This window comes from Corynebacterium sp. MSK297, from assembly GCF_030232885.1.
GTDB lineage: Bacteria > Actinomycetota > Actinomycetes > Mycobacteriales > Mycobacteriaceae > Corynebacterium.
The window spans coordinates 234,089-254,526 of sequence record NZ_JASPGD010000001.1 but is presented as its reverse complement, the minus strand read 5'-3'; the positions used below and the strand labels follow the sequence as shown (position 1 = coordinate 254,526).

16 protein-coding genes are annotated in these 20,438 nt (G+C 56.8%); 15 read left to right on the top strand and 1 reads right to left on the bottom strand.

The window, feature by feature from the left end:
- Position 1 precedes the first annotated feature (1 nt).
- From mutM to ffh, 15 genes are all read left to right on the top strand, one after another.
- On the top strand, positions 2-874 hold the full coding sequence (gene mutM / locus QP888_RS01170; protein WP_284811592.1) for a bifunctional DNA-formamidopyrimidine glycosylase/DNA-(apurinic or apyrimidinic site) lyase: 873 nt from the start codon (positions 2-4) through the stop codon (positions 872-874).
- Positions 875-893: 19 nt separating this feature from the next.
- Positions 894-2,375, top strand: coding sequence for an alanine/glycine:cation symporter family protein (locus tag QP888_RS01165; protein WP_284811590.1), 1,482 nt, complete (start codon positions 894-896; stop codon positions 2,373-2,375).
- Positions 2,376-2,404: 29 nt separating this feature from the next.
- On the top strand, positions 2,405-5,881 hold the full coding sequence (smc, locus tag QP888_RS01160; RefSeq protein WP_284811589.1) for a chromosome segregation protein SMC: 3,477 nt from the start codon (positions 2,405-2,407) through the stop codon (positions 5,879-5,881).
- 37 nt (positions 5,882-5,918) lie between these two features.
- Complete coding sequence (locus tag QP888_RS01155; protein ID WP_284811587.1) at positions 5,919-6,797, top strand: glycine betaine ABC transporter substrate-binding protein; 879 nt, start codon at positions 5,919-5,921, stop codon at positions 6,795-6,797.
- A 52-nt stretch (positions 6,798-6,849) separates the two neighbouring features.
- Positions 6,850-7,230, top strand: a complete 381-nt coding sequence (locus QP888_RS01150; protein ID WP_284811586.1) for a hypothetical protein — start codon at positions 6,850-6,852, stop codon at positions 7,228-7,230.
- Positions 7,193-8,809 carry a signal recognition particle-docking protein FtsY gene (ftsY, locus tag QP888_RS01145; protein WP_284811585.1) on the top strand — a complete coding sequence of 539 codons (1,617 nt, stop codon included), beginning with the start codon at positions 7,193-7,195 and terminating at the stop codon, positions 8,807-8,809. Before QP888_RS01150 ends, ftsY begins: the two co-directional genes overlap by 38 nt.
- Positions 8,810-8,833: 24 nt before the next feature.
- The gene (locus QP888_RS01140) at positions 8,834-11,647 is read left to right on the top strand and encodes a DUF4040 family protein (protein ID WP_284811583.1); all 2,814 of its coding nucleotides are present in this window, start codon (positions 8,834-8,836) and stop codon (positions 11,645-11,647) included.
- 3 nt (positions 11,648-11,650) lie between these two features.
- On the top strand, positions 11,651-11,998 hold the full coding sequence (locus QP888_RS01135) for a sodium:proton antiporter (RefSeq protein ID WP_284811581.1): 348 nt from the start codon (positions 11,651-11,653) through the stop codon (positions 11,996-11,998).
- On the top strand, positions 11,998-13,584 hold the full coding sequence (locus QP888_RS01130) for a monovalent cation/H+ antiporter subunit D family protein (protein WP_284811579.1): 1,587 nt from the start codon (positions 11,998-12,000) through the stop codon (positions 13,582-13,584). The genes QP888_RS01135 and QP888_RS01130 overlap by 1 nt, the downstream gene beginning before the upstream one ends.
- Positions 13,584-13,955, top strand: a complete 372-nt coding sequence (locus QP888_RS01125) for a Na+/H+ antiporter subunit E (protein ID WP_284811577.1) — start codon at positions 13,584-13,586, stop codon at positions 13,953-13,955. Before QP888_RS01130 ends, QP888_RS01125 begins: the two co-directional genes overlap by 1 nt.
- On the top strand, positions 13,955-14,215 hold the full coding sequence (locus QP888_RS01120; protein WP_018119796.1) for an MrpF/PhaF family protein: 261 nt from the start codon (positions 13,955-13,957) through the stop codon (positions 14,213-14,215). Before QP888_RS01125 ends, QP888_RS01120 begins: the two co-directional genes overlap by 1 nt.
- Positions 14,215-14,607 carry a cation:proton antiporter gene (locus tag QP888_RS01115; protein ID WP_284811575.1) on the top strand — a complete coding sequence of 131 codons (393 nt, stop codon included), beginning with the start codon at positions 14,215-14,217 and terminating at the stop codon, positions 14,605-14,607. Before QP888_RS01120 ends, QP888_RS01115 begins: the two co-directional genes overlap by 1 nt.
- 165 nt (positions 14,608-14,772) lie before the next feature.
- On the top strand, positions 14,773-16,095 hold the full coding sequence (locus QP888_RS01110; protein ID WP_284811573.1) for an ammonium transporter: 1,323 nt from the start codon (positions 14,773-14,775) through the stop codon (positions 16,093-16,095).
- A gap of 66 nt (positions 16,096-16,161) precedes the next feature.
- Positions 16,162-16,500, top strand: a complete 339-nt coding sequence (locus QP888_RS01105) for a P-II family nitrogen regulator (protein WP_284811572.1) — start codon at positions 16,162-16,164, stop codon at positions 16,498-16,500.
- A gap of 139 nt (positions 16,501-16,639) precedes the next feature.
- Positions 16,640-18,223 carry a signal recognition particle protein gene (gene ffh, locus QP888_RS01100; RefSeq protein WP_284811571.1) on the top strand — a complete coding sequence of 528 codons (1,584 nt, stop codon included), beginning with the start codon at positions 16,640-16,642 and terminating at the stop codon, positions 18,221-18,223.
- A 56-nt stretch (positions 18,224-18,279) separates the two neighbouring features.
- Here the strand turns inward: ffh and QP888_RS01095 are convergent, their stop codons facing one another.
- Entirely contained in the window at positions 18,280-20,400 is a 2,121-nt protein-coding gene (locus tag QP888_RS01095) for an acyltransferase family protein (RefSeq protein ID WP_284811570.1), read from the bottom strand.
- Positions 20,401-20,438: the final 38 nt, after the last annotated feature.

The following is a 20,438-nucleotide window of genomic DNA, read 5'->3' as shown; positions in this document are numbered from 1 at the left end:
CGTGCCAGAGTTACCTGAGGTCGAAGTCGTGCGCTCTGGTTTGGCCGAGCACACCACCGGTGCGCGGTTTGGAAAAGTCGAGGTTCTGCACCCGCGGGCAAACCGCGGACAGGAATTTCCGTTGGCCGGGCTACTGCAGGATGCGGTGATTGAGCGCTGGTGCCGGCGTGGGAAATTCCTATGGGCCGAGCTTGCCGACGGCCAGGCGTTATACGTGCACCTGGGGATGAGCGGGCAGATGCTGGTTGGCGAGCCAGGACAAGTAGATTCGAAACACCTGCGGATCCGCGCGGAGCTGGAAGTGCCGAAGCGGCTCGTCGGCGATAATAGCGCTGGGTCGGGCGTCGTCAAGCGTGAGCTTGCCTTCGTGGACCAGCGGACTTTCGGCCGTTGGCTAGTTTGCGAGTTCTCACAAGATCGCCCTGATTTGCCAGAACCAGCAGCGCACATCGCCCCGGATCCGTTTAGCCCGGATTTTGCCGTGACGGTAGCGGCCCGGGCGTTGCGCAAGCGTCGGTCCGCGGTGAAGTCCGTGTTATTGAATCAAGAGGTCATCTCCGGAATCGGCAATATTTATGCCGATGAAGCGCTCTGGGCCGCGCGCATCCACCCGGCACGGCCCGCGAATAAATTATTACAACGCGAAGCGGTGGCTTTGGTGGAAGCCGCGCACGATGTCATGGCACGGGCACTAGAAGCAGGCGGAACAAGCTTCGATGCCTTATACGTCAATGTCAATGGCGGTAGCGGTTATTTTGAACGCTCACTGAACGCTTATGGCCAAACCGGAAAACCATGCCGACGCTGCGGGAATGAGATCACCAGAATCGTGATTAACAAACGCTCGTGTCACTTTTGTGCAGTGTGCCAATGACACTATAGAGTGACAAGCTATGAACTTCCTGGAAAGCGTTGAAGCCGTCATCGTTAAGTTCAACGACGGCATTTGGGCAATCATCCCGTGGTTGCTGATTGCATCTGGTGTCTATTTCGCCGTGCGCACAAGCGGCGTGCAGGTCACCAAACTCGGCGACATGTTCCGTTCGCTCGGTGAAGGGCCAAAGGGTAAAGGCAAGAACCTGGACCCTGAATACGGCGGCATCTCCGCTTTCAAAGCTTTTACTATTTCTGCGGCTTCCCGCGTCGGCACCGGAAATATCGCCGGCGTAGCGGTGGCCATCACCATCGGTGGCCCCGGCGCCGTGTTTTGGATGTGGGTCATCGCCATCGTCGGTGGCGCGACCGCCTTCATCGAAGCCACGTTGGCGCAGCTGTGGAAAACCAGGGAATCCAGCGGCAACTACCGCGGCGGCCCGGCGTACTACATGACCCGCGGTTTGGGCTTCAAGCCATTGGCCGCGGTGTTCTCGGTGGCCTTGGCTTTCACCTTCGGCTTTGTGTACAACGCTTTTCAGTCGAATGCGATCGTCGATACCATGTCTACCTCCCTGGGGCTGGAAGGTTGGGTTTTCAACCTCATCATCGGCATCATCTTGGCTGCGATTTCTTCTGTGGTGATTTTCGGTGGCGTGCAGCGCATCGCGAACTTCACCCAGATCATCGTGCCATTCATGGCAGGCTTGTACGTGATCATCGGCCTGGTAGTCATCATCATCAATATCAACGAAGTTCCTGGAATGATCGGCCACATTGTTGGCCACGCATTCGGTGTCACTGAGGTGGTTGGTGCCACCGTCGGTGCTGCGTTCTCACACGGTATGCGCCGTGGCCTGTTCTCCAACGAGGCCGGGCAAGGTTCCGCACCGAATGCTGCGGCCACCGCTACCGTATCCCACCCGGTGAAACAAGGCTTGGTCCAGACTCTGGGTGTTTACTTCGACACCCTGCTGGTCTGCTCGATTACTGCTTTCATCATCTTGCTGGGTGGTGACCACAAGTACGGGCTGGATAACATCGAAGGTGCTGCGCTGACCCAAACCGCGCTGGCTAACGAAGTCGGTAACTGGGGCATCCACATCGTCACCTTCATCATCTTCTGCCTGGCGTTCTCCTCGGTTCTGGGTAACTACTACCTGGCACAAACGAACCTGCAGTACTTGACGGAATCGCCCAAGATTCTCAATGGTTTCCGAGTTGGTGTGCTGGCTTTCATCATCATCGGCTCGGTTACCAGTATCCCAGTCGTTTTCGCCCTAGCCGATACTTTCGCCGCGACGATGGTGGTACTGAACCTGATCGCTATCGTTCCGTTGGGCGGTGTTGCGCTCAAGCTGCTGAAGAACTACAACCAGCAAAAACGTCGCGGCCAAGACCCAGTATTCCACCGCGATATGTTGCCGGGCCTGAAAAACGTGGAGGCCTGGGACGGTTCCGATCCAGTGACCCGCCGCAACGAAGAAGATGCGCTGAAATAGGCCATCGAGGTTCGTTACACGCGTAATTTATGCACTTAAAAGCGCTGACCCTGAAAGGGTTTAAATCGTTCGCCTCGGCGACGACGATGAAGTTCGAGCCCGGCATCTGTGCCGTTGTCGGGCCTAACGGCTCTGGCAAATCCAATGTGGTTGACGCACTCGCCTGGGTCATGGGGGAAGGCAGCGCGAAAACTCTGCGCGGTGGGAAGATGCAAGACGTCATCTTCGCCGGCGCTGGTGATCGTAAACCATTGGGGCGTGCGGAAGTCACGCTGACCATCGACAATGCTGACGGCCAATTGCCGATCGAGTACACGGAGGTCAGCTTGACTCGGCGGATGTTTCGCGATGGGGCCAGCGAATACGAAATCAACGGCTCCAAAGCGCGGCTGGCCGATATCCAAGAATTATTGTCCGATTCTGGTATCGGGCGCGAGATGCACGTCATCGTCGGCCAGGGCAAGCTCTCGGAAATTCTGGAATCTAAACCAGAAGAACGCCGCGCGTACATCGAAGAAGCCGCGGGCGTGTTGAAGCACCGCCGTCGGCGGGAAAAAGCCCAGCGCAAACTCAACGGCATGCAGGCTAACTTAGACCGCCTGCAGGATCTCACCGAAGAATTATCGAAACAGCTCAAGCCGCTGGCACGGCAAGCCGAGACCGCGCGCAAAGCTGCGACCGTGCAGGCAGAAGTGCGTGAGGCCCGGTTGGTGCTGGCCGGCGAAAAGATCGTGCGGTTGCGCGGGCAAGCAGAAGAGGCCACAGCTACAGCCGAAGAACTCCGTGCCCGGGTGGATACCAATCAGGAACACCTGGAAGAAGCAGAATCACGTCAGACCGAGGCCGAAGCGCAGCTGTCGCAAGTTACTCCAGCAGAACAAGCAGCGCAAAACCTGTGGTTTCGGCTGTCTGCGCTGAGTGAGCGCATAGCCGCCACTGTGCGTATTGCGGCCGACCGCGCCCGCAATACCGGAAATATCACGGCGTATTCCGGGCACGACCCGGATGATCTGGAAGCCCGTGCGCTCCGTGCGGACGAGGAACACGAAGAACTCGTCGAGGCCGCTGAGGTTGCGGCGGAAGAGCTCGAGGAAATCCGCGAAGAAGTCGCCGAACTTAACGAGACGGTGCAGCTCGCCGAACGTGAGCACTTGGCGCGGTTGCGCGCAGAATCCGATCGACGCGAAGGTGTTGTGCGCCTCGTCGCAGAAGAAGAATCGATTTCGCAGCAATTGGCCAGTGCTCGCGAGAATTTGGCACGTGCAGAAGAAACCGGGACGGAAGCTCGTGCGCGCCTGCGGGAAGTACGTGCGGAAGCCCGCGACTGGGCGTCGAAAACCAAGGACTTGCGCGCGCAGCGGGAAAATTTGGCCGTGCGTGCGCAACAGGCAAATTCAGAATCGAAGGCTGCCGAGCAGCGCTTGGACGAGTTACGCGAAAACCAGCGGGAACGCGAGCGCGTGGTCTATACCCTGCAATCACGCATCGACACGTTGCAGGCGCAGGCACCACGACAAGACATTCGCGAACACCTGGATGATTCTTGGCATGACCTGGTGGATCTCGTGCGTGCAGATGCCGGATGGGAAGCTGCGCTTTCTGCCGCCTTGGGTGATTACGCGAAAGCATTGGCTGGTCCTGTTTCGGCCGAGTTGCTTGCTGGGGCGGTTGATTCTACGCGCGCGGTATTGGTGGATACCAGCCGCGTTGGTGCTGCGTGGCACGTGGATACCGCAGTGCAGGCCGAGTGGTTGGTCGATCACGTCACCGTCGATTCTTCTGTGGCAGTGGCGGTCGGCCGAGTGCTTGCCGACGTCGTCGTGGCGGAAGACTATGAGCGCGCGCGGGATTTTGTCACCCAGGATCCACGGCTGCGGGCGGTTACCCGCGACGGGCTGTTGGTCGGTGAAGGCTGGGTCGAAGTTGGTTCGCACGCGGGTTCGGCGGTCGAGCGAAGCTCAGAGATCGCGAAGGCCCAGCAGGGTTTGCGCGTTGCCCAAGCCGAGTTAGAACAGCTGTCCGGCACGATCGAAGGCGCCAAGCAATCCGCGGAAGAAGCCCGCCTGGATTCCGCACACCATGGTGCGGCATTGCGCGAACATGATAAAGACATTGAATCCGCAGAGCGGGAAGAACAACGCGTGCGCCAGCAGGTGGAACGCTATACCCGTGAACATGAGACCGCCGCCGAACGTGCACAGCAGGCACGCACACGCAGCGAAAAACTGGAAACTCAGCACCGGGAAGTCAGTGACCGGCTCGCGCGCGTCGACAAGCACGGTGGTGCCGCCGGGGGTGACGATGCAGCCGGTGTGGATGAAGAAACTGAATCTCTGGCCCAGCAGCGTCAGGAGGCACAGGCCGCGTTATCTGCGGCCAAAGCGCGGGAGATGGATGCCGCTGTAGCTGCGCGCAGTGCGCAAGACCGGGCCGGGCAGGCACAAGGAAAAGGTGATGCGCTGCGTCGGCAAGCAGAACACGAGCGGGTGGCCAAGCGCAGGCACGAGCAAGCGATGGCGCGGCGCAAGCAGCAGGCAGAGTTGGCCGAAGCGGTGTTAGGCCATGCGCGGGAGATTGCAGCACGGGCCGAGGACGCGACCGACCAGGCTGCGCGTCGTCGTGATGAGCTGACTGCTCGGCGCAACGAGACGACTACGCGACTGAACGCGGTGCGCTCGGAAGTCTCCGCGGCGCGGCGAGCGTTGGATGCGGCGACGAAGGAATTTCACCAAGCCGACATGGAAGCCTCGCAGGCATCCGTGCGCGTGGAAGAAGCCGAGAACAAAGTTGGCGAGCAATTGGGCATTGCGATCGAGGACCTGGTGCGCGAATACAGCCCAGGTGAAGATTTCGACCGGGCGGCAGAAACTAAACGGCTCAAGCGTGCCGAAAAGGACTTGGGGGCTTTGGGTAAGGTCAACCCGCTGGCGCTCGAGGAATTCAAAGCGATGGAGGAACGCTACAACTATCTGTCGCAACAGCTCGACGACGTCATCCAGACACGGCGTGACCTGCAAAATATGATCACGGACGTCGACCAGCAAATCCTGGAGTTGTTCACCCAAGCCTGGAAAGACGTGGAAGCGGAATTCCCGCGCGTGTTCGCCACGCTATTTCCGGGTGGCGAGGCGCGCTTGCTGTTGACTGAGCCCGACGACATGCTCACCACGGGTATCGAGGTGGAAGCCCGGCCGCCGGGCAAGAAGGTGAAGCGCCTGTCGTTGTTGTCGGGTGGTGAGAAGTCGCTGACGGCATTGGCGATGCTGGTGGCGATTTTCCGGGCTCGACCTTCTCCGTTTTATGTGATGGACGAGGTAGAAGCTGCGCTGGATGATGTGAATCTGCGACGGCTGCTGGCGTTGTTTGAGGAGCTGCGTAAGGATTCCCAGCTGATTGTGATTACGCACCAGAAGCCGACGATGGATGTCGCGAATGTGCTCTATGGCGTGACGATGCGCTCGGACGGTATTACGCACGTGCTTTCGCAGCGCCTGGCGCGCGGGTAGCAGGTGCAGGTGCCGGTGCGGCACGTAGACTAGCGGTGTGAAAAAGAAAACAGCTTTTGTGTCCATGCTGGCGGCTGCTTCGGTGGCCCTGGCCGCGTGTTCGAGCGAGTCTGTCGAGGGGGACGATAAAGAACTCACGCTCGGTTATATGACTGCGTGGAGCGATATGCTGCTCATGGCCAATGTGATTGAGCATGTTGCTTCTGAGCACGGCTATAGGTTCGAGCACACCGAGGTCAACGATGTCGCGGCGGTGTATACGGCGGTGTCTAACGGCGATATTGATATCGTGCCGTCGAGTTGGCCAGAGCGCACCAATAAGGACCAGTGGGAGCGGTTCAAAGACAATATTGAAGACGTCGGGGTTTTCTTCCCGAATGCCCGTTTGACCTTGGCCGTTCCGGAGTATAGCGAGTTGGATTCCATTGCGGATTTGGTTGGTGCGGAAGCCCGTTTCGACGGCGATATCATCGGTATTGAGGCTGGTTCTGGTGCGGTGAACGTCGTGCAAAACGAGGTCATGCCGGCATACGGCCTGGACGCGTATAGGCTGAAAACCTCGTCGACGCCCGCGATGTTGGCGGAGCTGGATGATGCGATTGCTGAAAAACGCGACATCGTGGTGACTTTGTGGCGACCGTACTGGGCGAATAATTCCTACCCGGTGAAAGACCTGGCTGATCCGAAGGGCGCGCTGGGGGATCCGGAAGGTTTGCACACCCTGGCGCGGCCGAATTTTGCTGCCGAGCACCCGGAGTTGGCGCAGTGGATTTCTGAAATTTCGTTGTCTGACGAGGAATATGGCGCGCTCGAGGATCTGCTGCTAAACAAGTACGACGAGGGCGAAGAGCAAAAAGCGATCGCTGAGTGGATCGAACAACACGGCGATTCTCTCCCTGCTTGGCCTGGGCAATAGCCTGGGATTCGGGCCTGGTGAGTGGTGAGATCATTGTTAGATCCTCCCTATTTTGTCTCTATATCGAGCTGAGACTTTGACTGTTGTGCGGGGAGTCCGCGCGAAGGGCTCTACTTCTCCGGTCGCGCAACGTTTAGCCTCTGGCGTCGACAACCTTGTGGATCCGTGTGTCGATGTCGACCGCTACCGGCAAGCACACAAAGGTGGTGTGAGCAGCATTATTGTCACCACGACAGTGGCTGAAGTGGAAAACATTACGGATTCGACGTTGTTCACCACCGGAACTGGTGACCAGCTCATGCCAGCGGACCAATCGTCGGAAGCGAGACTGTGTTGCGAGGCAAATCGGGGAAATTTTGGGGCTGCGCATGTAAAAAACAAGGAAGGCTGCCAGAATGGAGACCATGAATACTTCAGAATCATGGTGGGATAGTCTCGTTGATTTCGCGACAAACAATGCCGTCGCGTTTTGGGTGATCGTCGCCGCTGTCGTCCTGGCGTTGATCGTCATTATTGCGCTCATCGTTGGAACAAAGCGCAAAAAGTCTAAAACGGTTCATTTCGGTGGTGAGGACGCCGATGAGCCGAAACAGCTGACGCAACAGCAAAAATCGGGTAATTATCAAGCCACCGGTGGTTTCAATTTTGCCTCTGGAGGGGCAGGGGAGAAGCAGCCGGTTGTTAAGTCGGAGCCAGCAGAGCCGACAACTGAGTCGAATGAGCCACTGGCGAAAGAAAAGCCGGAATCACAAAAGCCGGTTGAAACACCGGATGAAGCGCACTCGTATGAGTCCGATGTTGAATCGGCTGAGCCAGCTGAGCCCGAAGCAGCTCAACTTGAAGAAGCGCAACCTGAATCTGAAGCGCAGGATAAGGAAACAGAACCGGACACCGCGGAGCCTGTGGCCGAGCCTGTAGAACACCCAAAAGTCGAGGAGCCTGCAGAAGACGCTGAAGAGACCGAACCGGAAACTTCGAGCGAGGCACAGCCAGAAGCTGAGCCAGACGCAGAAGCTGAGCTAGAGGCCGAGCCTGCGGTAGAGCCCCAGGTGAAAGAAGACGCTGCGCCCAAAGAAGACATTGCGCCGGCGGCGGGACGTCTGTCGAAGCTGCGCGGGCGTCTATCTAAGTCGCAAAATGCCATCGGGCAGGGCGTACTCGGGCTTCTCACCGCGGGTGATCTGGATGAGGACGCCTGGGAAGAAATTGAAGACACCCTGATCATGGCGGATCTGGGCACCAACGTCACCATGAAAGTTACCGACTTGCTGCGCGATAAAATCGCAGAGCGTGGTGTGTCGAGTGAAGCCGAGGCCCGCGCGATGCTGCGTGAGGCTCTCATAGAGGTCGGTAAGCCGGAGATGGATCGTTCCATCAAAGCCATGCCGCACGACGGAAAGCCAGCCGTCGCCATGATCGTGGGTGTTAACGGCACTGGTAAAACGACGACCACGGGCAAACTCGGGCGCGTGTTAGTCGCCATGGGGCACGACGTCGTCTTTGGTGCTGCGGATACCTTCCGTGCGGCAGCGGCGGACCAATTGGAAACCTGGGGACGTCGCGTGGGAGCAACCACCGTGCGTGGCGCTGAAGGAGCAGACCCAGCGTCGGTCGCATTCGATGCAGTCGCCACCGGCGTCGACGAGGGCGTCGACGTGGTGTTGGTCGATACCGCAGGCCGCTTGCACACGTCGAATAACCTGATGGATCAGTTGGGCAAGGTCAAACGCGTCATTGAGAAGAAAGCGAAAGTCGACGAGGTGCTGCTGGTCATCGATGCGACCGTCGGCCAGAATGGTTTGGCACAGGCGCGTATCTTCCGTGACGTCGTTGACATCACCGGTGTCGTGTTGACCAAGCTCGATGGCACCGCTAAAGGAGGCATTGTCTTCCAAGTGCAAGAAGAACTTGGTGTGCCGGTCAAACTCGTTGGCTTAGGTGAAGGCGCGGATGATTTGGCGCCGTTTGAGATCGAGTCTTTCGTCGATGCGCTCTTGGGAAATGAACGTTAGCTGAACGTGATAACCTAAGCGACGATGATTTTTTCCTTATTAGCGCTACTCGGGGTGACGGTGGCCAGCGCCCCGCTGTGTTCGCGCCTACTAGGCCGAAACGCGGGTTGGGTGTTGGCGCTACCGCTAATCATTGCAACCGTTATGGCGGTTTCCGTCTACGACGGGGTACACACGGAATCAACGTCGTGGATACCGTCGTTGGGCGTGGACTTTAATATCCGCCTCGACGGGCTGTCTTTCGTCTTCCTGCTGTTGGTCTTGGTGATCGGTGCCGGGGTGTTGATGTATTCCACCCGCTACCTGCACCACAAGGACTCAGCGTTCTACTTCTTCATTACAGGCTTCGCAGCGGCGATGGCGTTGTTGGTCACCACCGACAACCTGTTTGTCTTCTATGTTGCCTGGGAAATGACCACGCTGTGTTCCTTCTTTCTTATCGGTAACTCCGGTGAGAAGGGGCATCAGCCAGCCATCCGCACGCTCCTGGTCACGGTACTGGGTGGTCTGTTGCTGTTGACCGCCACCATCATCATGTCGGTATCGACGGGCACGATGCAGCTCAGTGAAGTCATTGCGTCCGATTACTGGGCGGACAACCCTGGAACCTTGACCGTCGTTGCTATCCTGGTTGCGGGCGCAGCGTTTACGAAGTCCGCACAATTCCCATTCCAGGCCTGGTTGCCGGACTCGATGGTTGCTATCGCACCGGTGTCGGCCTACCTGCATGCTGCAGCCATGGTCAAGGCCGGTATCTATGTGATTTTGCGTTATTCGCCACTGTTTGGCGAGGTAGCAATCTGGAATATCTTGCTGATCGTCTGCGGTTTGTTCACCGCTGCCTTCGGTGCCATGACAGCAGTCACTCGCGACGATCTGAAAGAATTGCTCGCATATTCCACAATGTCGCAGCTCGGCCTTTTGGTGGCCACCGTCGGTATTGGCACCGATGCTGCACTGACTGCGGCGATCGTGCACACCATCGCACACGCCTGCTTCAAAGCGGCGTTGTTTATGTCGGTCGGTATCGTTGAACACGAATCGGGTACGCGTTCGTACTCTGAGCTGCAACACGTGCGCACGAAGATGCCAGTGACCAAGACCCTGGTCGTTATTGCCGCAACCTCGATGGCCGGAATTCCGCTGTTGTTTGGATTCATCTCCAAAGAAGGCTTGATCGAGGCGGCGCTGGAGGCACCGTTCGGCGATGACATGAACGTCCTCATCACCGCGGGTATCGTGCTGACTTCGATGTTCACCTTTGTGTATTCCTTCAAATACATCATCGGTGTCTTCGGTGCAGGCAAGAAGAACGCTCAAGACGTGGAAAAGACTGTGCCAGAAGCCGCCCTGAGCTTCTGGATCATCCCAGCGTTGCTAGCTGCATTGACACTTGCGTTGGGTGTGTATCCGGGCGCGGTCGACGGTCTTGTCGACGATGCCGCGTTGGCGGTTACTGGTGCCGATCAACATGTACACCTGGCTATTTGGCACGGATTCAATATGCCGCTGGGTATGTCGGCGCTGATCATCGTCGTCGGTATTTTGCTGGTTCTCAACCGTGATCAGCTGTTCCGCGCCATGTCGGTATTCGGCGCCCCGGTAACCGGCCTCTACGTGGTGGAGTTCTTACGCCAAGGCATCATCAACACCGGTAATAAGTATTTCACTGCCGCAACTGGCACGACGTCGATGCGCCGCCACCTGGTGCTACCGCTGCTTGGGGTTATCTCACTGACAGTGATTGGCATCTTTACCCTGAACGATTTGCCAGAGGTTGTTGGGGAGCGGGCCTGGGCCATTGACTGGATCTTCGTGCTGCTCGTGGCAATGGGCTGTATGGCTACCGTGATGGCGAAGTCTCGTTTGACTGTGGTGGTTGTGGTCTCGATCGCGGGCTTCGGTATGACGCTGTGGTTCTACATCTTGGGTGCTGCCGACGTGGCGAACACCCAGCTAACCGTCGAAATTCTGACTGTGTGCGTGCTGGTGCTGATTCTGCACCGCCTACCGGATCACTTCACCCCGGATACACGCCGTTCACACTTCTGGTCGATCGTGCTTTCGGTCGCCGTTGGTGTGTCCACCATGCTGGCGGTGCTGGCACTGACCGGGCGCCGCGAGATTTCCGATGTCTCGGAGTATTTCTTGCGCGAAACCGAAGAGCTCACGGGCGGTTCCAATATTGTCAACGTCATCCTGGTGGAATTCCGTGCCTTCGATACGTTGGGCGAGTTGACCGTGCTTGGCGTCGCAGGCATTGCAATCGCAGTGCTGTTGGCGAATAACCGTTTGCTGGCGGTCCACGACACGCACATGGATAAGGCTTCGCCGTTAATTGATGCACGCGCGAACTCTGTATTTTTGCGCGCCACCACGAAGCTGGTCGGCCCGATTATCGTGGCACTATCGATTCTGCTGTTCTTCCGTGGACACAACGAAGCTGGTGGTGGATTCGTTGCTGCGCTGATCGCGTCGGCTGGATTCGCCTTGGTCTACCTGTCTGCGCCATCTAACGCCGAAGCCAAGATCCGTCTGCCATATATGGCGTTGATCGGCGGAGGTATCACGATTGCCGTTGCCACAGGTCTGCTGGGCTTTATCGAAGGATCTTTCCTGAAACCGCTCGATACGCACATTGTGGGCATGCACTTGTCGACGGCGCTGTTGTTCGACCTTGGCGTGTATCTGGCGGTGATCGGTATGATCCTCGCGGCGTTCAACCTGTTGGGTATGCCGCGATTGAATTCCGACGAAGCCGATGCCCGCGAACCAGGAGCGGATGCGGATCTTGCAGACCGTTCCCTGGAAGCCGAACCTCAGGCAGAAAGGAACTAATTTATGACTCTCGCCATTTCTGCAGGCCTGCTCGTCGGCTGCGCGGTGTATCTTATGATGCGTCGCGACATGCTGCGCATTGCACTAGGATTTACGCTGCTCTCACACGGAGCGAACCTGATCCTCATCGCGGCAGGTGGTACGGCCTCGCGCACTGAACCGTTTGGTTCCCATGACACCGCGGCCGTCGCCGAGGCAGCAGACCCGTTGCCACAAGCCCTGGTGTTGACCGCGATCGTAATTTCGTTTTCGATCTCGGTTCTGATGTTCGTTACGGCAGCCGTCGGCAAGAAAGACGATGCCACCCGCCCAGAAGTTAACCTCGCACGCGAGCAGGATGTGGTTCTGTAATGGATATTGCTGTACTACTACCACTGTTTACTGCGTTGCCGTTGATCTTGGGCGGCATACTCGTCGTCGGGCACCGCTTCCAGCTGCTGCAAGACATCGTGCTGTTTGCCACACTCGCCGGAGCCGTCGCAGCATCCGCGGCGTTGTTCCCGTTAGTTTCTGAGGGCCAAACCATTGCGCACGGTATCGGCATGTGGGGCTTCGGTTATTCTATTCCGTTTGTTGCTGATATGTTCGCGGTGTTGATGCTTGTCACGACGGCAGTATTGGGCCTGGTTTGTGCCTGGTTCGCTGCAGCTACGGGCTTAACGAAGCAACGTTTTTCGGCACCGTTAATCCTGATCCTGATGGCAGGTGTTTTCGGTGCTATTTTGACGGGCGATCTTTTCAACTTCTTCGTCTGCCTGGAGATCATGCTGCTGCCGTCCTACGGCCTGTATGCGCTAACGATTCATAGGCGCGGAGGGTCGCTGTTGGTCGGAGGCATGCGCTTGTTCATCGCATCGAACCTACTGGGCTCCACGCTCTACATGGTTGGTGTGGGTTTGGTCTACGGCACTGCAGGCAGTATTAATCTCGCAGAGCTTGCCGGTGCGGCGAAAGAAGACCCGGCCGTGGCCTTGGCTGGTTCGGTCTGTTTGCTGGCGATGTTTATCAAGGCATCGATTGTGCCCGTGCATTCTTGGTTGGCCCAGACCTACCCATACACCAGCCCGGCGATTACCGCACTGTTTTCTGGCCTGCACACCAAGGTCGGTGTGTACATGATCTACCGCATCTACGCGGTGCTTTTCGACGGCGACGAACGGTTCCTATGGATCATGGTCGCGCTGTTTAGCTTGACCATGCTTGTCGGCGTATTGGGTGCTGTGGGTGAAAAGACCACACGGTCGATTCTCGGTTTCCACATGGTGTCCCAGTTGGGTTATATCGTGATGGGCGTGGCACTGTTTACCGAGCTCGGCCTGGCAGCAGGTATTTTCTACTTGGTGCACCATATGATCGTCAAGGCCTCGCTGTTTATGTCCACTGGTGCTATCGAGGTCCAGTACGGTACTGGCGAGCTGGGCAAGATAACCGCGATGGCCAAACGCGAACCGATCATGGCCGTGGCGTTTTTCGCTGCTGCGTTGTCGCTGGCTGGCATCCCACCATTTTCTGGCTTCGTCGCGAAGTTCTCGTTGATGATGGGCACCTGGGATGCTGGTTTGATCTACCCACTGGTCGTAATGGTGGTGGTCTCGCTGATCACGCTGCTGTCGATGTTGAAGATCTGGGGCGGTGTCTTCTGGGGCGACTCGACAACTCCGGTACCGGATCCAGGACACGGGCAAGACCCAGATGGTGCACATGCCACGCTGGGTGGCGGAGTAGCGACTTACACCCGTAGTGATTCGCAAACCATGACGGAAACGACAACCAAACCGAAATCCCGCGTTGGTTTTTGGATGGCAGCTCCTGCTGTGATTACCGCTGCTATCACGCTGGTACTGGGCGTCGGCGGCGAATATTTGATGCAGTATTCCGAGGTCGCCGCCAATAACCTGATGGATACGTCCAGCTATGTTGAGGCGGTGAAAAACTAATGGATATTGCTACTTGGCCTTTTCGCATGGTGGGCTTTTGGCTGTGGTACTTGAAGGAATTTGTGGTCGCGAACATGTCAGTGATTCGTGACATCATTTCCCGCGGCCATGATTCGACACCCGGTGTGGCCCGCTATGAATCTCGTAGTTTCAAAGGTGGTCACTACACGCTGTTTGCTGCTTTGGTGACCATCACCCCTGGCACGTTGGTGGTTGGCGCAGGTAAGACGAAAGATGGAGTCCGGATCATGTATGTGCACGGCATGTACAACAAATCCGCTGACGAGTTGCGCGACGATCTTCGGGATATGGAAGAGCGCATGCTGAAAGGAATTATGTTTCGTCCACGACTGAATGAGGACGCCAAATAATGACTACCGTAATCGCTATTGCAATCGTGATGATCGCCTTGTCAGCGCTGCCGGCCGCGTATCGTATGCTCGTTGGCCCGACCCGCTCGGACCGCGTTTCGGCAGCGGACTTCTTGTTGTTCGTGCTGGTCGCGCTTTTGGGGCTCAGCGGGTTCCTGAAAGGATCTGGCTACACGTTTGACCTGATGCTCGTGGCCTCGGTGGTCGGTTTCCTCTCCGCCGTTTCGTTGTCTCGTGCTTTGTTGAGGGGTGCTCGTTAATGGACGTTATGGAAATTATTTCCTCGATCTTTATCGTCATCGGTGCGGGCAACTTTGTGATTTGTGGCGCCGGAATGCTGACCTTCCGTGACGTGTATGCACGCATGTCTGTCTTGTCGACGGCGTCGGGCTTCGGAGTCTCGATGATCATCATCGGCGTCTTTTTGCTTGATCCACAGTGGTCCACCGCAATCGTGGGCATTGGCGCGATTATTCTGTTGTTGGGCACTTCTGCGATCGGCTCGATTTTGATCTCGCGTTCGTCAATTCTGCGCCACGTTGCCATTGTGGACGTGCAGTTCAACGAGGCAAACGTCTGGGAAGGCGAATTTGTATCGCCATCGGATTTCCAATATCGGCAGGAGACCGGGCAGGCTCGCAAGATTCAGTAATAGTAGTAGTCGTAGTCGCACCGCAATCTCAAAACTTCTAGCCCCAAGCCGTACGGCTTGGGGCTTTTTGTTACCCCAAATGAGGGAACTAACTATCTTTCGATAGATATTTACTACCTGTAGTACTACCGTTATAAATCGTAAGGCTAATATCAAGGAGAGTTTATGGAAACGGTAATTGCAGGTAATGCCGCCTGGATGCTGATGAGTGCAGCTTTGGTTTTGCTCATGACTCCAGCATTGGCCCTTTTTTACGGAGGCATGACAGAGCGCAGAGGTGTGCTCAATATGATGCTGATGTCTTTCGGCTCACTAGCCGTCGTTAGTATCGTTTATGTCTTATGGGGTTGGTCGATGAGCTACGGCACGCAGTCGTGGGGCGGAATCGTTGCCAATCCTTTCGAGTTTTTCGGTCTGAAGGACTCCATTGTCGGTCAATCTGGTGAATACCTCGTTGGCGCGGAAGGCTACGCCAATATCATCGATATCGGATTCCAACTCACCTTCGCAGTGATTTCCACTGCGATTATCTCGGGTGCTCTGGCCGGCCGTGTGAAATTTGGTACCTGGCTGGTATTTAGCGGCCTGTGGGCAACATTTGTGTACTTCCCGTTGGCACACATGGTGTGGGGTGGCGGAATCCTCGGTGAAGACGATAGCAGCGTTGCAGCCTGGGTCTTTGGCTCTGAAGGCGGGGAAGCTTTGGTTCCACCGATCGACTTCGCGGGCGGCACGGTAGTTCACATTTCCGCTGGTACTGCCGCACTGGTGCTGGCCATTGTTGTCGGCAAGCGGCAGGGCTTCCCGAAGAGCGTGCAGCGTCCCCACAATCTGCCAATGGTCATGTTGGGTGCAGGCATGCTGTGGTTTGGCTGGTTCGGGTTCAACGGCGGTTCGGCCTTTGCCGCTGACGGCTTGGCTGGTCTGGCTTGGGTAAACACCACGGCCGCGACAGCCGCTGCAATCTTGGGTTGGTTGTTCGTTGAAAAGGTTCGCGATGGCTTCTGCACCTCGCTGGGTGCGGCCTCGGGTGTGGTTGCCGGACTGGTTACTATCACCCCGGCAGCTGGTGACCTGAACCCGGTTACCTCGCTGATCATGGGTATAACCGGTGGCATGCTGGGCTGTCTCGGTGTTGGCCTGAAGTTCCGATTTGGTTTCGATGACTCGCTCGATGTCGTCGGCGTGCACCTAGTTGCTGGTCTGTGGGGCACAGTCGTCGTAGCGTTTTTTGCTAACGACCGTGGCATCTTTACCGGCGGTGGCGCGAAAGGTTGGCAGCTGTTGCTCATCCAGATTCTCATTGCCGCCATTGCCATGATCTTTACCATCGTTATTACAACGATCATTGCGTTGATCCTGAAGTCCACGATGGGCTGGCGTGTCACTGACCAGATTGAAGCCGACGGTATTGACTTCGGTGGGCACCGTGAGACTGGCTACGATATTGGCGGTCGCGGCGTGCGTGGACACACCAGCCGGAACTAACAGCCACCATTAAACTGAAGCGAAAACACGTTGTCAGCGCCCAGAAAACAGATCTAGGAGCACAGAATGAAACTCGTGACAGCCGTCGTCAAGCCGTTTACGCTCGACGATATCCAGAAAGCCTTGGAAAAGCTCGGCTCACCGGGAATGACCGTCTCAGAGAGTGAAGGTTTTGGTCAGCAGCGCGGGCATAAAGAAATCTACCGCGGTACTGAATACGCCACGTCGTTTGTGCCCAAGACCAAAATTGAGCTGATCGTCGCTGATGGCGACGTGGAGCAGGTTGTTGATGCAATCGTAGAAGCCGCCTGCACCGGTGAAATCGGTGACGGCAAGATTTGGATCACCCCGGTCGAAGACGTTATTCGAGTGCGTACCGGCGAGCGCGGCGAAAAAGCGATTTAGTCGACTCGCAATAACAAAAACCAATGACAAAGACTGCTGCTTAGCTAGTTCGGCTTAGGCGAGCCGGATATGACCTGCGTGGCCAAAACCGGCTAGGCTGGTAGGGCTAGTAAAAGCCAACGGTAGGGAGTTACGCAACGTGTTTGAGTCATTGTCCGACAGGCTACAGTCCGCCCTGAAAGGGCTTCGCGGCAAGGGCAAACTGACTGAGGCTGATATTAACGCCACCGCCCGCGAAATCCGGCTGGCGTTGCTGGAAGCCGACGTTTCGCTCACCGTTGTGCGCGGCTTCATCAAGCGTGTTAAAGAACGCGCAATCGGCGCAGAAGTCTCGGAGGCTCTGAACCCGGCGCAGCAAGTCGTCAAAATCGTCAATGAGGAGCTACAGGATATCCTCGGCGGCGAGACTCGTCGCTTGAACTTGGCGAAGAACCCTCCGACCGTGATCATGCTGGCGGGTTTACAGGGTGCCGGTAAAACCACCCTGGCCGGTAAGCTCGCCAAACACTTGGAATCCAAGGGCCACACCCCAATGCTGGTGGCCTGTGACCTGCAGCGTCCGGGTGCTGTCGACCAGTTGCGCATCGTCGGTGAGCGTGCAGGTGTCAAGACATTCGCGCCTGATCCAGGCACCTCACTGGATTCCCAGCACGAGATGGGAACCTCGCACGGAGATCCTGTCGAGGTTGCCCGCAACGGTATCGAAGAAGCCCGCAAGGCTCAGCACGACGTGGTCATCATCGACACCGCGGGCCGGTTGGGTATCGACGAAACCCTGATGAACCAGGCGCGCGATATCCGCGATGCCGTTAACCCGGATGAAGTTTTGTTCGTCATTGACTCGATGATTGGCCAGGACGCCGTCCACACCGCGGAAGCTTTCCGCGATGGCGTGGACTTTACCGGTGTTGTATTGACCAAGCTTGATGGCGATGCACGTGGTGGTGCCGCGCTGTCGATTCGTGAAGTCACCGGTAAGCCGATCATGTACGCCTCCTCCGGTGAGAAGCTCACTGACTTCGATGTCTTCCATCCAGAGCGCATGGCTAGCCGGATTCTGGGTATGGGCGATATGCTCTCCCTGATTGAGCAGGCCGAAGCCACCCTGGACCAGCAGAAAGCCGAAGAAGCTGCGCACAAGCTGGGCTCCGGCGAGATGACGCTGAACGACTTCCTCGATCAGCTCATGATGGTGCGCAAGATGGGCCCGATCGGCAACCTGCTGAAGATGATGCCGGGCGGTAGCCAGATGTCCAAGATGGCGGACATGGTCGACGAGAAACAGCTTGACCGTATTCAGGCCATCATCCGCGGTATGACTCCGGCAGAGCGCAACGACCCGAAGATTTTGAACGCTTCCCGACGCAAACGTATTGCGGCTGGTTCCGGTGTGGAAGTCTCTGAGGTCAACCAGCTGGTGGAGCGCTTCTTTGAAGCCAAGAAAATGATGAGCAAGATGGCCGGGCAATTTGGCATGCCTGGTATGGGCGGTTCCAAGCGTTCGGCGACGAAGAAGAAGCCAAAGGGCCGCAAAAACAAGAAGGGTAAGCGCAAGAAAGGAAAAGGCGGCGGCCAGGGCATGCCAAATATGCCAGGGATGCCTGGCATGCCGGGTATGGGTGGCGGAATGCCATCGATGCAGGATATACAGAAGATGCAGCAGCAGATGCCACCGGGCATGGAAAACATCGACTTGAGCAAGCTGAACTTCGGTAAGAAATAGGCTCGTTTTCGGCTCTGCAGGTCTGCGGCTCACGCAGGGCTTAGTTCACGAACCGCTTAGTTCACGTAGCGTGTGATGATCGGCTCCAGCAATGGCTGGGCCGATTTTGCGTATGCGTTGGAAATATGGTGCATATCGCGGTAGACGGCGATATTACCAATAACGACATCACAACGACGCCGGTCGCAAAACCAATCAGCAGTATCGACAGCTTCCATGCCGAGCTCATCAAGCACGGCCTCGGCAGGATCAACCTCGTGATAGACCTGGTTCCGCGCAACCGAACATAGGCCGCCATTAACTAAGCAATTACTAAAGTCGAATGGTTCGCCATTCGGGCGGAATGCCCAGGGATTATCGCGAAGCCCAACGAAATCGATGTCGGCGTCGGCAAGCTCTTGCCAAAAAGCTGCATACCCGTACGGCACATAATCGGGGCCGTGCCCGAAATCGCCAGAAGGGCGGGTGGAATTTGAAATCACCAGTTCCGGCTGCTCATCCAGTAGCTTTTCGATGACTCTCTGGCCCCAGTTATAGCACCTCTGATCAATCTGATGGGAGCCAACGACCAGGTCATTCGGGCCGGTGACGATCGGGCAGCCGGCGCGTAACATGACCTCAAGGCGAAAACCGTATTTTTTGCCCAAGGCATCCAGCGGTCCAGCCCATTGCTCAGAGTGTGACCCACCGACCAGATAGACCGCCTTATCGGCGTTTCTGTCACCGAAGACGCATGGCTCACCGAACCGGGATTCTTCGAACTGCAGTACAGACGAAGGAAAATCACTCGGAACAAAGCAATGAACCTCGGAGACCACCGGCTGCAAACTGGACACTAGTTGCGGGTCTGGTGCGAGCTCTACGTCGTCAGGAACATCATGGCCAAACTTGGCGAGTACACCAGGATAAGTCTCTACGGGTAGCGGTTGGTTGCGTTCATTGTGCAGTCGTTGGGTCCACCATGGCTGCACTGTCAATAAAGCAAGCAAGGCGATGGTGGTTACTACCGCGCCCGTGACGCGCCCCGGATGGGATTTCGCGTCCGCGCCTAGAGTCCGCCAGGATAGCTTCGGTGACTCAGAAGTGCGCCGCCTAGTTTTTTGGCGCAGCGGTTTTTCGACATATCGATATGTCAACCATGCCAGCACCAGGGAGATGACAATGATGCTGATTCCCAGGACAGCGTTCGGAGAGGATTGGCTCCATAAATTCGTCGCCAAGATCAACAATGCCCAATGCCACAAATATAATGAATAGGCGATATCACCCAGCCAACGCATAGGGCGGGTAGCCAGGCCGCGTGCAACCACACCGTTGCCGCCAAGCACCAACAACACCACGCCACCCAATGGAATCAGTGACAGCGGGCCGGGGTAGGCCGTGGAGTCTTCCACGATGATGCCTGTGGCAAACAACAGCGCTAGACCAATGACGCCTGCGACGTTAGCAAGCCAACGCGGCATTGTGATGCGGCTGCCATAAATGACTAGTACTGCCCCAAGGGAAAGTTCCCACAGACGAGAAAACGTCGAATAGTAGTTATCCGGACTTCCGTAGAGACCGAAGCGGGACGCGTAAGCAAAAGAAACAATTGTGACGACGATAAGTATTGGGCCCGCGACCCGGTTGATGTGTTTGCGGCGCGAGCGCAATAACGCGGCCAAAATTAGGGCAAAGGCGATGGCTGCTAGGTAGAACTGGCCCTGCACCGACATTGACCACAGGTGTTGCAACGGTGAGATTTCCGGTGCAGCCGCGGCATAGGCGGCTTCTTGGCGGGTCAATTCCCAGTTCTGGTAGTACAGCAAACTAGCGGAGATTTGCTGGGCGAATTCGATGTTCATTAACCACGGGGTGGCAATGAGCACCAAAACCACAGTGACGCTGATAACAAGCGTGAGCGCGGGGACCAACCTGCGGATAGTGCGCCAGATGGGCCACCAGGGGTTCAGCGAGGCGTCGTCACGCGCGGCATAACGCAACTGTGAACCGAGGAAAAAGTATCCCGATAGCAGCAAAAAGACATCGACGCCACCGGATACCCGACCGATGAAGACATGAAAAAATACCACCAGAGCGATGGCAAGGCCACGCAGGCCGTCCAGGTCATAGCGGTAGGAGGGCTTGTTTAACGATTCGGTCAAAACAGGCTCACATGTTTCATCGGGGTGAGGCATTTTTTGGTCGTTGGGTAGTGTATCGCTTTTAATGTACG

Coding starts and splice junctions, on each gene's coding strand:
- QP888_RS01165 (WP_284811590.1), top strand. CDS start 894: ATGAACTTCCTGGAAAGCGTTGAAGCCGTCATCGTTAAGTTCAACGAC.
- smc (WP_284811589.1), top strand. CDS start 2,405: ATGCACTTAAAAGCGCTGACCCTGAAAGGGTTTAAATCGTTCGCCTCG.
- ftsY (WP_284811585.1), top strand. CDS start 7,193: ATGGAGACCATGAATACTTCAGAATCATGGTGGGATAGTCTCGTTGAT.
- QP888_RS01140 (WP_284811583.1), top strand. CDS start 8,834: ATGATTTTTTCCTTATTAGCGCTACTCGGGGTGACGGTGGCCAGCGCC.
- QP888_RS01135 (WP_284811581.1), top strand. CDS start 11,651: ATGACTCTCGCCATTTCTGCAGGCCTGCTCGTCGGCTGCGCGGTGTAT.
- QP888_RS01130 (WP_284811579.1), top strand. CDS start 11,998: ATGGATATTGCTGTACTACTACCACTGTTTACTGCGTTGCCGTTGATC.
- QP888_RS01125 (WP_284811577.1), top strand. CDS start 13,584: ATGGATATTGCTACTTGGCCTTTTCGCATGGTGGGCTTTTGGCTGTGG.
- QP888_RS01120 (WP_018119796.1), top strand. CDS start 13,955: ATGACTACCGTAATCGCTATTGCAATCGTGATGATCGCCTTGTCAGCG.
- QP888_RS01115 (WP_284811575.1), top strand. CDS start 14,215: ATGGACGTTATGGAAATTATTTCCTCGATCTTTATCGTCATCGGTGCG.
- QP888_RS01110 (WP_284811573.1), top strand. CDS start 14,773: ATGGAAACGGTAATTGCAGGTAATGCCGCCTGGATGCTGATGAGTGCA.
- QP888_RS01105 (WP_284811572.1), top strand. CDS start 16,162: ATGAAACTCGTGACAGCCGTCGTCAAGCCGTTTACGCTCGACGATATC.
- QP888_RS01095 (WP_284811570.1), bottom strand. CDS start 20,400: ATGCCTCACCCCGATGAAACATGTGAGCCTGTTTTGACCGAATCGTTA.